Raw genomic sequence first — 13,826 nt, 5'->3', positions numbered from 1 at the left:
GTGCGATCCAGACAATACGCTGAGCGTATCCAGCACGGCCTGGCTTCGACCATGCACCAATCGACAACTACAACTGCCAGCACCCGAAAATGAACAACGCCTGAGCGATCTGCTGATTCAGTATTGCGCCGCGAGACTCACGGTTGCTCCTGAACCGTTGTCAGAATCCTGAACGGTTCAGCGTATCCCTTTACCATCTCTTCGGCCACCTGAACCGTTGCTTGCTTCAATTGGCTGGCAAAATCCTCGGAAAGCAGGATGGGCTGGTTGATTTTCCTGCACAGACTCTCCATGCGCGCCGTGGTGTTGACCGCCTGCCCCATGACCGTAAAGTCGATTCTGGTGCTGGATCCGATATTGCCGTAATACACCTCGCCGAAATGAATGCCGATGCCGAAATCCAGCCCCAATGCAGGTTCCGAATGGCGTGCGACTCTGACAGCCTGTTGTGCAGCCAGTAGTGCCTTTTCGCAGACGTCCGCAGCCTGACAGGAATCTCCTTCGAGCGGGAATATCGCCAGAATGCTGTCGCCGATGAATTTCAGCAACTCGCCACCATTGTGCTCGACAGCGTCCGCCAGAATCTCGAAATAGCGATTTACCAACGCCAGGGCTTCATCACCGGGAAGGCGAATGTTGATGCCCGTCCAGTCACGAACGTCGCTGATCATGATTGCCGCGTTGATCTTCTCGATATTGCCTCGAGTAATCTGTCCGCTCAATACGCGCTGTCCGGTTCTTCGGCCAAGGTAGGCGTTCGCTACCGCACAGGAGACCTTCTTTTCGCTGAACACTTCCGCAATGGGCGCCAATACCGCGGCAATCTTTTCCATTTGCAGAAGATCCGTATCACTGAACCCACCCGGTCTATCGGTAGAACAGGCCATGATGGCCATGGCGCCTTCGGTGAATTCCAGTGGCAGCCCGAAGTAATCGGTTCCGCCTCTGGCCTTGATCTCGTGAAGCACCGTATGTTCGGCTTCGCTCAACGGTCCCTCCAGTCGACGCCGAAAACTCGACCGGCTTCGGGCAATGGCCTCGAAGGGGCTGCCGATGTATTCAGAACGCAATTCAACACCATGGCCGGTCTCGACCGGCGGGATGAATTTCTCGTCCCTTTCCCAGATGCAGGTGGAGGCGGCGACCAGTGGGTGCAGCGTACGCATGGAAACACGAAAGCGCCAGAGCGGCGCACCAGCCGCCAGCAACTGATGCCCCAGCTGATGGGTGAGCTTATCAATGCTGCCCAGCAGCCTGCCCTTTTTCAGCAACCATTCGATCGTGGTGCTACTGTCCCATGCAACCGAGACCTGTGGGCCATTCTCAACCATGCTGCTGATGCCGATTCGACCCCGATCTGGATAAATGACGGCGCCAGCCCGGCACGACTTCGATATTCGCCCGTGCTGACGCCTCCAGACTCACGACACGCGTTCGATCGCCAGTGCAATGCCTTGTCCGCCACCGATACACATGGTGATGAGCGCGTAGCGGCCTCCGCTTCGTTCCAGCTCATACATGGCCTTGATGGTGATTATGGCGCCGGTGGCACCGACCGGGTGGCCCAATGCAATGGCTCCACCATTGGGATTGACCTTGGCCGTATCCAACCCGAGAACCTTGTTGACTGCACAGGCTTGTGCTGCGAATGCTTCGTTGGACTCGATCAGATCGAATTGATCGTGCGTCATGCCCAACTTGTCGAGCAGATTCTGTACAGCCGGTACCGGACCGATTCCCATGATGTCCGGACGAACACCGGCATGTGCATAACCGAGCAGGCGTGCTCGAGGCTTGAGCCCGTGCTTTTCCACTGCCGAGCCAGTCGCCAGTACCATCGCGGCCGCACCATCATTGATACCCGATGCATTACCTGCAGTGACAGTACCTTCTTTCTGAAACGCGGCCCGCAGCCCGGCCAGGCTTTCTGCCGTCGTGCCAGGCTTGGGATGTTCATCGGTCTCGAAGGAAACCGTTTCACGTCGTGACTTGATCTCGACCGGCACGATCTGCTCCTTGAACACACCGGCCTCGATCGCTGCCAGTGCCCGGCGTTGACTTTCCGCGGCAAAACTGTCCTGAGCTTCACGGCTGATGTCGTTTTCAGCCGCCACGTTCTCTGCAGTCACCCCCATATGACCGGCGCCGAACGGGTCGGACAGGGCTCCCAGCATCATGTCGATCATGGCCGCATTGCCCATCTTCTGACCGAAGCGCGCCGCCTGCAGCATGTAAGGAGAACGAGACATGACTTCGCTACCGCCGGCAATGGCAAGCTCGGCATCACCCAGCATGAGATGCTGGGCTGCGGATACCACGGCCTGTGCTCCGGAGCCACACAGACGGTTGACCGTCAGTGCCGGTGCTTCCTGATGGATACCGGCGTCGATCGCCGCTACTCGAGACAGATACATGTCACGCGGCTCGGTATTGATCACATGACCGAAGACAACATGGCCGATGTGGCCGGGATCGACCTTGCTGCGACTCATTGCTTCCCTTGTGACAAGACTGGCAAGTGCGGTCGGAGCCTGACCGGCAAGCGAGCCACCGAACGTGCCGATTGCCGTACGTGCGCCATCGATGATGAAGACTTCATTATTCATGCGTTGATACCTTGTCGTTTGCGGAAACACAGGAGTCACCTGTACGGAATTCTCGCCTGTTTGCGTACCGGGTGCAACTCAGAACGCCGGACAACGCCAGCGTCCTTCAGCCGATGCACAAGCGTTTCCGTGCAAAGTCAGCTTCGGTGGCGTACCGTTACAACAGTTGCCGTGCAGCCAGATTCCGCATCAGATGGCTGATTCCGAACGTCCACTCGGTGCATTCGGTCGACAGCTTGACCGTATTGGCCAATGCGCCCAGAGCCGGGGTCGCAATGGTCACGACATCTCCTGTCTTGTGAGTGAATCCCTCGCCCGGTACGTCGCGATCCTGAGTCGGTGCAAACAGGGTTCCCAGAAAGAGAAGAAAGCCATCGGGATACTGATGGTGACGGCCAATGGTCTGCATAACGAGATCCGCCGGATCACGACTGATCTGATTCATTGAAGAGGCTCCATCCATGACAAAGCCGTCGACGCCTTCGACACGCAGGTCAAGCTCCGCGGAACGGACATCATCGAGCGTATAGTCGGCATCGAACAGTCGAATCAGAGGGCCAATGGCACAGGATGCATTGTTATCCTTGGCCTTGCCCAGCAACAGCGCAGAACGGCCTTCGACATCCCGCAGATTGACATCATTTCCAAGGGTGGCCCCTACGATCCTGCCTTGGGAAGATACCGCCAGAACAATCTCCGGTTCGGGATTGTTCCAGCTCGAGACCGGATGCAGACCGACATCAGCTCCCGTACCCACCGATGACAGAACCTGAGCCTTGGAAAAGACCTCGGCATCCGGACCGATACCCACTTCCAGGTACTGGCTCCACATGCCTTCGGCTATCAGAGCATTCTTTATCTGCTCGGCTTCCTCCGACCCGGCACGGATGTTACTCAGACTATCGCCAATGACAGCCTGCACCCGCAAGCGGATTCCTTCAGCCTTCTTCGGATCACCTGCGGCCTGTTCCTCGATCACCCGTTCGACCATCGAATTGGCAAAGGTGACACCACAGGCCTTGACCGCTTGCAGATCACAGGGGGCAAGAAGATGCGTCTGCCCCTGATCGCCTACCGTGGCGGACAGGATCTGCTCAACCGAACCCAGCACCGGTCCGTCTGCCTGAAGCACATACCCGACCGGGTCATCCATTTCACAGATGTCCCGCGTCGTCGGTGCGGTTCGATTCGTGATGTCAATGAACTGCCCGTTCCGGACGGTAACCACCGACGGGCCTTGAGCAGCGCTGTTCCAGACTCGGCCCACCAGGCAGCCATCAGGGATCAGGGAATTCATGAGGTACTCCGACAAGGTTGAAAAGCGTCAATGATAGACTGTTTCAGAGCGATCACGGCGCCTTGCCTTGCTGCTGCACCAGCTCGGCAATGCATTGACGCCAGAAGCGACTACGCGCAGCGTTGTGCTGTCTTGCATGCCATAGCACTCCCAGATTGGCAACTGGTGGTTCCCAGGGCAATGTCGTTGTCCGGAAATCACGAAAGACAGCACGATTGAAGACTTCCGGCAAGGTGACGATGATGTTGGTGTGACGTACCAGGTTTGCCAGTGTCTCGAAGTCGGGCACGCTGAGCACCACCCGCCGGCGTCTACCCAGGCTCTCCAGTTTCTCGTCAATGGCGGAGTACCTGTCAGGCCCCAGAGAGACCAGTGCATGCTCGCAATCGCAAAAGCTGTCCAGGTCATGCGGTGGTCTTTCCATGGCCGGATCGTGAAAGATCACGTACGGGCTTTTCAGCAGAACCCGCTGCATGATGCCATCAGCACGACTGAGATCGGTCGGGAAAAAGGCAAAATCGCTACGTCCGTGCTGCAGATCATCGATGACCTGATAGCCCGAACCGGTTTTCATCAGCTGCAGCGAAAGTAGCGGCGCCTGTTCACGCATCTGTCGGTACAGAGGCTCGATGAACAGATCCCGCTCGAGGGCGTTGCCGGCGATGCGCAGGATGCCGTTGTCCTCCGAGGGCTCATAGACATCGGGCTCTACCAGGGTGTTCAGGGCATTCAGCAGATCTCTTGCCTGTGGCATCAGACGCTCGGCTCTGGCCGTGGCAACCACTCCCGAGCCTGACCGAGTGAACAGCGGGTCATCGAACTTTCGGCGCAGCTGCTCCAGCCAGTAACTCACGGTCGACTGGTTCATGTCCAGACGTTGTGCCGCCCGCGTCAGGGAGCCCGACTCATGAATGGCCAGCAGCAATCGAAGCTGCCGCCCATCAATGTCCAGATAATCAGTTTTTTCCATGGCTCTTATCGAATCAGCCAGCTTTACCAATAGTCAGTGTATCGCCATCATCACCATTCTCATAGCCCATTCGAACCGAGTCCCCTCCCATGAATCACAAGACCCTCACGACCGCTGCCGCAATCATTACCACGACGCTCTCCCCCACAGCATTTGCCAGTGATGACAACAAGGCACTGGTCGCAGATACGCTCCAGGCGATGTTCACCGATTTCGATACCGATGCAACCCGCAAGCTGCTGGCCGAGGATTACATCCAGCACAACCCCGCAGTGCCTACCGGAGCTGCCCCCATCATCGAGCTGCTGCCACTGCTCAAGGATAGTGGTATCACGTCAACCACATTTCGGATGATTGCCGAAGGGGATCTTGTCGTGGCCCATGGCCTGTATCAGGATGCACAGCTCTTCGGTGCCGAATCCCTGGTGGCCTTCGACGTCTTTCGGGTCGAGGGCGGTCAGGTGGTCGAACACTGGGATAACCTGCAGCCACTCGTGACTGACACGGTATCAGGCAATTCCATGCTGGATGGCGCAAGGGATATCATCGATCTGGACAAGACTGCCGCCAACAAGCTGCTCGTGACGAAATTCGTCAATGATGTATTGCACGGCGATGCTCCGGAGAAGATCACGGACTACCTGTCCACAGAAACCTATATCCAGCACAACCCGCACATCGGCAATGGTCTGGACGGACTGGGGGCGGCCTTCGACGCCATGAAAGAGGCCGACATCACCATGAGCTATTCATCCACACCCTTGATCGTTGCCGAAGGCAACTTCGTCTTCACGGCATCTGCCGGCGAGCAAGGCGGCACCCCGACTGCATTTTTCGATCTCTTTCGTGTGGCAGACGGGAAGATCGTTGAACACTGGGATGTGGTCTCGGAGATTCCAGACGAGATGGCCCACGACAACGGCAAGCTCTGACAAGTCGGGAAGTACCGATCTGTCTTGTGTGCGCCATTGTCGTGTGTTCAGACAATGGCTGCCACAGAGGCTCGCGATCACACCGAATGGTCGACTCTGCTGGTGGTTCCGTTGCAACCGTTCCAATGGAACCATTATCCTGTGCATCCTGTTATTGATGGCAATACCGCAGACATCGCTGTCCCTGCCGAAGGCCATGTTCTGACTATCGATGGATGACTGATGAGTCGATTTTTTTCCAGCAAGAACCGGCCACCGCACCTGGGTCCTTACCCGGTTGAACTTCTGGCACGATCCGGCGATTGCGCTGTGCACGTCGACGTGCCTGCGATGCAACCGCTCAGCTTCGAACGAGCCGAACAGCCCCATTCCATTGTCAACGCCATGCGAGAGCATCAGGCCATGCTCGATGCCATCCGCAGCGGTCTGGTGAACAATGCCATGGCCGAGACCCCCAGCGATCCGCAGGAACGAAGCAATCACCTGAAATCCTTCGGCTATTTCGCTGATGCTGCGGTGGTAGGCATCTGCCAGTTGCCGCAATCAGCCCGGTTGGACAGTCCTGTCGCCAATGCCGATGTCGAGCGTCTCGCCCATGATCTGCAAACCACGCAGACCAAGACCCTGGCTTCCGGCATCGACATGATCATGGCTGATCTCAAGGAATCGATGGAGGCGGAGCTACCCGGCATCGACAACCACACACACGCTCTGGTACTGCTCTACGAAAACCCGAGAGAGATCCTTCCCGGTGAACCGGGTACTGGATGGATACACGACGCACACGCGCATCGGGCGGGATTGCTCGCGGCGGAAACTGCCGTGGTTCTTGCCAACTACTTGCGTCTTCTGGGTCACGATGCACGTGCTCATACCGTTACCAGTAGTGATGTGGACCTGAACAGACTGGCAGTGAGCGCAGGACTGGCAACTGTCGAGAACGATGTTCTGACCCATCCGTACATCGGCACACGGTTCGGCCTGTCGGCCGTGACCACCACCTTCAGCATGGCGGCTGATCAACCGCTGCTGCCACTGTCCGAGCAACCAGCATCGGCATTTGGCCTGGCCTGGAAACTGGGCACTCGCTCGAACAAGCGTGCTGCCAATGCCGTTCCCTATGCCGGGCGACGCTTCATCGATGGCGCCCACCCCTTCGAAAGACTCAAACGCGTTGACGAACCGACGACTTACATTGACGAACCTCGAGTGGCACGTGTTCCCAAACGCACCGACATGTTCGCCCGAGCCCAGTTCGGCGATATGGGGAAGAAGTTGCAGGACGCTGCCAAGGGGGGACACTACGTGCGCAAGGCCGCTCCATCAATGGCCCAGCGGCGTGCCCTGGGAGCCTTCGTACTGTTGCAGGACGGCACGCCTTCACCGGACAAGGTTCGCATGGACCCGGCCGAGGCCGCCGAACTGGTCAAGGCAAGCAGCTATTTTCTGGGTATCGATGCCGTCGGCATTTCCCGTTGCCCGGACTGGGCCTGGTACAGCCATGATGCCCGTGGTGAGGTTCTAGACCCTCCGCACGACCAGGCCATCAGCATGGTCATCGACCAGGGCTATGAGACCATGGAAGGCTCTTCCGGCGACGACTGGATCGCCGTTGCGCAATCCATGCGCGCCTATCTGCGTTTTTCCCTGCTTGGCGGTGTGATGGCAAGACAGATCCGCAATCTTGGCTATAGCGCCAAGGCTCATACCGTCATGGATGGTGAAGTACTGCAACCCCCGTTGCTGTTGTTGTCGGGTCTTGGCGAAGTCAGCCGCATCGGCGAAGTCATTCTCAACCCCTACCTGGGGCCTCGACTGAAATCAGGAACGGTAACGACCGATCTGCCGATGCAGCACGACAAGCCGATTGACTTCGGTCTGCAGACGTTCTGCGAAAGCTGCAACAAATGTGCGCGTGAATGTCCCTCGGGAGCCATCACCGCCGGACCCAAGCGCATGTTCAATGGTTACGAGATCTGGAAATCTGACAGCCAGAAATGCACCACCTACCGCATCACAACACCCGGTGGCGCCATGTGCGGTCGCTGCATGAAAACCTGCCCATGGAATCTGGAGGGAATCTTCAAGGAGACACCGTTTCGCTGGGCGGCCATGAACATGCCCTCGACTGCCCCTGTGCTGAGCAAGCTGGATGATGTCGTCGGCAATGGCAGCCTCAACCCGGTGAAGAAGTGGTGGTGGGATCTCGAGATACAGGAAGATGGTGGTTATCGTCCCACCAGTACACCGGTCAACCAACGAGATCTGCAAAAAGACCTGGAGGTGAAATTCGAGGATCAGACACTCGCCGTGTATCCTGCACCGCTCGCTCCCCATCCCTATCCCTACCCGTTTCCGATGGATCGTGAAGCAGGCATCAAGGCCTATCAGTCGATGATCTCGGCTCGGCAGTACAAGTCCCGGCTGGATGAAGGCGATGACGCCATGATCCATCGCTACATGGCCGAAGGAGACAGTCCGGTCATTCAGGTGGAAATCACGCTTGCCGAGAAGATGGCCGATGGCATATCGAAATACGAGTTCAAATCGGTGAACGGCGACGAGTTGCCCCAGTGGCAAGCCGGCGCTCACCTGGATCTGGTCGTTGCTCCGGAATATCTGCGCCAGTATTCCATGTCAGGCAATCCGGCCGATCGCAAGAGCTACCAGATCGGTGTCCTGCGAGAGGAAAGTGGTCGCGGAGGTTCGGCGCTACTTCATCGCATATTCACCCCGGGTCGAAAACTGTTCGTATCGCAGCCGATCAATCATTTTCCCTTGTCTCCCGATGCCAGCATGTCATTTCTCATGGGAGGCGGCATCGGTATCACCCCCATGATCGCCATGGCGCATGAGCTGCATGCGCAGGGTCGTGAATTCATCCTGCACTACTCCGGACGCTCACGTTCCAGCATGGCTTATCTCGATGACCTGTCTCGCTTTGCCTGGAACGACAAGGTATGCCTGCATATCAGTGATGAAGGCAGTCGCCTGGACCTTGACCAGGCCCTGAGCGGCTATACGAATGGCTGGCACATCTACACCTGTGGTGCCGGTCGATACATGGACAGTGTCATGCTGGCTGCCGAAAAAGCCGGCTTCCCGGAAGAGGCACGCCATCTGGAGTATTTCTCCGTGCCCGAGCAACCCGAGTATGTAAATCATGAATTCACACTGAAGTTGTCGCGCAGTGGTCAACAGTTCACCGTACCCGCAGACAAGAGTGCTGCCGATGTACTGAATGACAACGGTTTCGCGATCGACGTCAAATGCAGCGACGGAATCTGTGGCGTCTGCAAATGCAAGCTGAGTTCTGGCGAGGTGGAACATCGAGATTTCGTCCTGTCCGCAAAGCAGCGACAATCCTCGATGATTCTGTGCCAATCCCGCGCCATGAAGAAGAACGGATTGGTGGAAATCGATCTATAGTGGCGCAGTGATGGTCAGTTGCGGTCAGTTGCGGTCAATTACGGTCGGATGCAACCGGGCGGTCAAGCGAACAAGCGATCAAGCGATCACTATGCCATGCGCTCCATGGGTAGCCACCGATTCAGTACCTCACGCGAGTCGATGGAGAACCGGAAAAAATTTCCTCCACCTCCTGCCCCCTGATCCAGATCCCTGCTGATCGGTACACTCAGCAGATGACACAGCAGCAGGGTTCCAACGCCCCCGTGGCCTACAAACAATACATCCCCCGAAGCGGGTTGATCCAGACAGTATTCGACTTCCGAGACGATTCTGCCTTGTGCCTGCCGGGCCGTTTCCCACCCTCTGACACTGACAGCCGGCTCGGCAAAGAACTGATCGGCAACAGCCTCGAACTCCTGCGGCGGCAGGAAACCTGTTGAAGAGCGATCATTTTCGTGCATGAGCTGCCTGATCTCGAGCTCACAGCCGAGTCTGTTCGCCAGTGGTTCGGCAGTTTCAATGGCCTTGGTCTCTGCGCTGGAGACCACGCGATTCGTCCCCCTCAGTACGCCTGATTCCACCAGTGCAGCCACCCTTGATTTTCCCGTGTCATTCAACGACCAGGACATGACATCGCTGTCGGGATCGATAATGACCTGCGGATGTGATAGATAACGCGCAATGGCAGCCAGCTTGATTCTCCCGATTCTTGCTCAGTCGATTTTCGATAGCGGCATACAGTCTCAGTCGCGCCACTCTTCTCGCCGTGCCAGCGCATTGCGCCTCAGAAGTGCAGCGTCCGTGTCGACTGCAATGAATACAGCTCCGGCATCGGCCACTTCTCGCAGGAAACTCTGATCCAGGGTCAGGATACCTGCAGGCAAGCCTGCCTTGCCGATACGACGAGTGCCATCGAGAACCGCAGCCTTGACCTCTGGATGCGAGGGCTCGCCAGCGTGGCCCATCGAAGCGGCCAGATCTGCAGGTCCGATGAAGATACCATCCACTCCATCAACCGCTGCGATCTGCTCGATGTTTGCCATCGCCTCTTTCGTCTCTACCTGCACCAGCAGACAGATTTGCTCATGGGCCCGTTTGGCATAATCCTGGATGGCGCCGTAGCGACTGCCTCGGGTCATGCCGGCGACCCCACGAATACCTGCCGGTGGATATCGCACGGCAGCAACGGCCTGTTCAGCTTCCTCTGCGTTCTGCACATAGGGGATCAACAGGCTCTGAGCGCCACAATCGAGCAGCTTCTTGATCTCTACTGGATTGTTCCAGCCGGGCCGGACAATGGTGGTGACATCGTAGGGCGCGGCGGCCTGCATCAATGGCATGGTTTCCACTGCCCCCATGGCCGAATGTTCAGTATCCAGCAACAGCCAGTCATAGCCACAACCAGCCAGCATTTCCACCGCTCCCGAATCCGGGAACGAACACCATAACCCAATCTGTCGACGCCCTTCCTTCAATGCGGCCTTGAAGTGGTTGAGTGGCAAATCCATGCTTGTCTTTTTCTCAGTATTGCAGGCGGGCAAGCTTGCGAAGCTCATCCGGCTTGGTGGTAGGCAGGCCGAAAAATTCAAGATAGGCCGGTATTTGTTCGTATAGCATATCAGTCCCGATCTGTGTACGACAGCCCTGTTCTCGGGCCGCTGCGAGAAAGGCTGTTTCCTCCTGCTTCATGACGACTTCGCCAACAAAGGTATCCGGCAACAGACGACTGACATCGATGGGCATGGGATCGCCTGAGGACATCCCCAGCGGGGTCGCATTGATGACGATGTCCCAACCGACCGGATCATTGGATCCGCAGCTTGTCACGATGCACGGATAGTGTCTCTGCAGTTTTTCAGCCAATTGCAATGCGGCATCGGTATCGGTGTCGAACAGTCCAAGACGGCTCACACCCTCTTCAGCCAATGATGCCGCGATGGAGGACCCAACACCGCCCGCGCCCACCACCAGTGCTGACACACCACGCATCATGTAGCCCTGTCTGGACACACCACGGGTAAATCCCTGGCCATCGAACATGTCACCAATCAACTTGCCATGCTCATTGCGCCTTACCGCATTGCAGGCACCGCAAATCTGTACAGCAGTACTGGCTTCGTCCAGCAACGCGACTGTCGTCTTCTTGAACGGCATGGTGACCAATGCCCCGACAAAATTGCGCTGCCGCGCCAGCAATGGCAGAAACGTCACGTAATCCTCGGGTTCGCAGCCCATGGGCAAGACGACCACATCAATGCCATGGGCGTCGAAATACGGGTTGTAGATCATCGGCGCACGAAAGCTCTCGGTGGGCACACCCAAGTGAGCGATGAACCGAGTGTGACCGGTAATGAGCTGCGTCATTGAAGGATTCTTCCGCTGGTGACAGACTTCAGTTCAGTCCAGTGACTATAACCCCATCGCCTGCCGATGATCCTGTGGCCCTGTGATTCATGCAAAGGCACTCCTGGCACCACTGCTCTGCTGTACCTTGAATATCGATGAGCTATCCGGTGGCGGAGGCAAAGGCATCCGGATCGGCACATCGGCCAGCCTCGGTTGCAAGGGTTGTTCACCACAGATCGTGCGCTCGTTGAGTGCCTGCCAGAACCCGGTCTGACTCATACCGGTGAACGCACTGACACTGCCTGCAATCGGCCATGCATCAGCAGCACCACATTCGTACAGCAACAACAGGCGAGCCTTGTTCGACAGATTGGGCGCAGAGCCGTGCAGGGTACGCACATGATGAACACTCATGCTACCGGCCTTGCCGGTCAAGGCCACCGCCTTGCTGACATCGAACGCCGGGTCATCCGGATCGATGGCACCGCTGAACACGCCATTGTTCATGTGGCTGAGCACAGGCCCACGATGGCTGCCGGGTATGACCAGCAAGGGACCATTGTCCATTTCCACATCACCGAGCATGATGCCCACAGCCAGCAGATCATCATTGGTATGCGGGTAGAACGCCCAGTCCTGATGCCATTCAACGGCAGCGCCTCCGCCGGGTGCCTTGGTATTCAGCTTGCTGGTATGCAGCCGAATGTCCGGTCCGACCAGGGGTTTCAGCATCGAGGTGATCCGCTCGCTCCGCAGCACATCCCAGAATGCCGGATGTTGCTGGTGCGGCAACTTGATACGTGTCAGCCTGGGCTCTGCAGCACTGTGGCCCTGATCAAGATCGTAGATATCGTTGCTCTGGCTCACTTCTCGTGACGCTTCGATCATCGTCTGCGTGACGGACTGCAACAGATGAAGCTGTTCGTCACTCAAGGCATCTTCGATCATCAGATAGCCGTTTTCCTGATAGAAGTCGATTTGTTCCTTGCTCAACATACTGAATCTCCCCATGACAAGAATTCTGTTAGCGGTAACATCCTTACGGATTGCTGCGAGGGCAAACTCATCAACCGTCGCGGTCATGTCCGTAGGCTCACACTGTAGAAATCCGCCGAATTCTCGGCAGATCATGCAATCGAGTCGCAGATATTATGGTTGCACAAATCTGTTACCGGTATCATATAGACAAAGTCTATCTGACGCAAACCGAACAAACCATGGGCAAGAGCAAGTCGAAGACGTTGCCTGCGATCGCGAACACCGGTCTTCGCATGCAGGACATCGCGGATGCTGCAGGTGTGTCCAAGATGACGGTGTCGCGAGCCCTGCGCAATGACGAATACGTGTCTGCCAGAACCCGCGCCAGAATCCAGGCCGTTATCGACAGAATGGGTTATGTGCCGGATCAGAACGCCGCCGGATTTGCCACTGGCCGTTCAGGCTTTGTGGCAACGCTGATTCCCTCCATCGAACATTCCATTTTCGCCAGCACCCTGCGGGGAATCACCGACATACTTGGCGAACAGGGACTGCTACCACTTCTGGGTGATACGGATTACCGACTTGACCGTGAGGAGTTGTTGATCGAGACCCTGCTGAAACGCAGACCCGAAGGCATGATCGTTACCGGTGGGAAACACACGGAGCGAGCCCGCAAGCTGTTGCAACACGCGGGTATTCCGGTGGTCGAAATGTGGGACGTACCGGAGCAACCCATCGCAGACTCAGTCGGTTTTTCGAATCATGAGGCCGGGCGTACAATGGCCCGACACCTGAAGGATCGGGGCTACCGGAATCTGGCTTTCATCGGCGCTGCCGCCGGTGACGATACACGCGGCGCGGCACGGCGTCAGGGATTTCTCGATGCCGTCATCGAACTCGGACTGAATCCTGCCAGAGTCGTGACCTTCGACAAGCCACCGATCACGACAGAGCAAGGTGGTCAGGCCATGACGCAACTGTTGAATCAATCACCTGAAGTCGATGCGGTGTTCTGTGTATCAGACCCGTCCGCCGTGGGGGCCATCATGCAGTGCCATCGCCTGGGTTTGCGTGTACCGGACGACATCGCCATTGCAGGCTTCGGCGATTTCGAGATCGCTCGCGCCAGCTTTCCGAGCATCACGACGATCAGCTGTGACTGGCGAGCCCTCGGTGAAGCTGCAGCCCGCCAGATCATCGAGCGATTGAAGGCCGGGGACAAGACGCTTTCGGTGTCAACCACCTTGATGACTTTTTCTCTTGTTCACCGTGAAAGCACATGA

At 57.1% G+C, this 13,826-nt stretch carries 11 protein-coding genes; 3 read left to right on the top strand and 8 right to left on the bottom strand.

Features of this window, described 5'->3' with window-relative positions:
• Nucleotides 1-137 precede the first annotated feature (137 nt).
• The 4 genes from ACUNV4_RS09430 to ACUNV4_RS09415 form a co-directional block, all read right to left on the bottom strand.
• Nucleotides 138-1,331: an adenylate/guanylate cyclase domain-containing protein gene (locus ACUNV4_RS09430; RefSeq protein ID WP_430878265.1), complete on the bottom strand. Its 1,194-nt coding sequence runs from the start codon at nt 1,329-1,331 to the stop codon at nt 138-140.
• A gap of 90 nt (nt 1,332-1,421) precedes the next feature.
• On the bottom strand, nt 1,422-2,606 hold the full coding sequence (locus ACUNV4_RS09425) for an acetyl-CoA C-acyltransferase family protein (protein ID WP_430878264.1): 1,185 nt from the start codon (nt 2,604-2,606) through the stop codon (nt 1,422-1,424).
• 157 nt (nt 2,607-2,763) lie between these two features.
• Nucleotides 2,764-3,903: a fumarylacetoacetate hydrolase family protein gene (locus ACUNV4_RS09420; protein WP_430878263.1), complete on the bottom strand. Its 1,140-nt coding sequence runs from the start codon at nt 3,901-3,903 to the stop codon at nt 2,764-2,766.
• 52 nt (nt 3,904-3,955) lie between these two features.
• The gene (locus tag ACUNV4_RS09415) at nt 3,956-4,873 is read right to left on the bottom strand and encodes a LysR family transcriptional regulator (protein ID WP_430878262.1); all 918 of its coding nucleotides are present in this window, start codon (nt 4,871-4,873) and stop codon (nt 3,956-3,958) included.
• Between the two features lie 89 nt (nt 4,874-4,962).
• On the opposite strand from ACUNV4_RS09415, the gene ACUNV4_RS09410 reads away from it, so the two are divergent.
• Nucleotides 4,963-5,805 (top strand): nuclear transport factor 2 family protein, encoded by an 843-nt coding sequence (locus ACUNV4_RS09410; protein WP_430878261.1) that lies wholly within the window; start codon nt 4,963-4,965, stop codon nt 5,803-5,805.
• 222 nt (nt 5,806-6,027) lie between these two features.
• Nucleotides 6,028-9,234, top strand: a complete 3,207-nt coding sequence (locus ACUNV4_RS09405; protein ID WP_430878260.1) for a reductive dehalogenase — start codon at nt 6,028-6,030, stop codon at nt 9,232-9,234.
• Between the two features lie 89 nt (nt 9,235-9,323).
• Here ACUNV4_RS09405 and ACUNV4_RS09400 read toward each other — a convergent pair whose 3' ends face one another.
• From ACUNV4_RS09400 to ACUNV4_RS09385, 4 genes are all read right to left on the bottom strand, one after another.
• Nucleotides 9,324-9,845, bottom strand: a complete 522-nt coding sequence (locus tag ACUNV4_RS09400) for a histidine phosphatase family protein (protein WP_430878259.1) — start codon at nt 9,843-9,845, stop codon at nt 9,324-9,326.
• A 114-nt stretch (nt 9,846-9,959) separates the two neighbouring features.
• On the bottom strand, nt 9,960-10,724 hold the full coding sequence (locus tag ACUNV4_RS09395; RefSeq protein WP_430878258.1) for an aldolase/citrate lyase family protein: 765 nt from the start codon (nt 10,722-10,724) through the stop codon (nt 9,960-9,962).
• A gap of 13 nt (nt 10,725-10,737) precedes the next feature.
• On the bottom strand, nt 10,738-11,580 hold the full coding sequence (locus tag ACUNV4_RS09390) for a shikimate dehydrogenase family protein (RefSeq protein WP_430878257.1): 843 nt from the start codon (nt 11,578-11,580) through the stop codon (nt 10,738-10,740).
• 87 nt (nt 11,581-11,667) lie between these two features.
• A complete protein-coding gene (locus tag ACUNV4_RS09385; protein ID WP_430878256.1) occupies nt 11,668-12,555 on the bottom strand; it encodes a phytanoyl-CoA dioxygenase family protein in 888 nt (295 codons plus the stop codon).
• Nucleotides 12,556-12,779: 224 nt separating this feature from the next.
• Between ACUNV4_RS09385 and ACUNV4_RS09380 the strand changes: the two genes are divergently transcribed.
• Nucleotides 12,780-13,826 (top strand): LacI family DNA-binding transcriptional regulator, encoded by a 1,047-nt coding sequence (locus ACUNV4_RS09380; protein ID WP_430878255.1) that lies wholly within the window; start codon nt 12,780-12,782, stop codon nt 13,824-13,826.

The sequence above is a fragment of the Granulosicoccus sp. 3-233 genome (assembly GCF_052681095.1).
The sequence above is the reverse complement of the archived record's forward strand: the minus strand, read 5'-3'. Positions and strand labels throughout refer to the sequence as shown.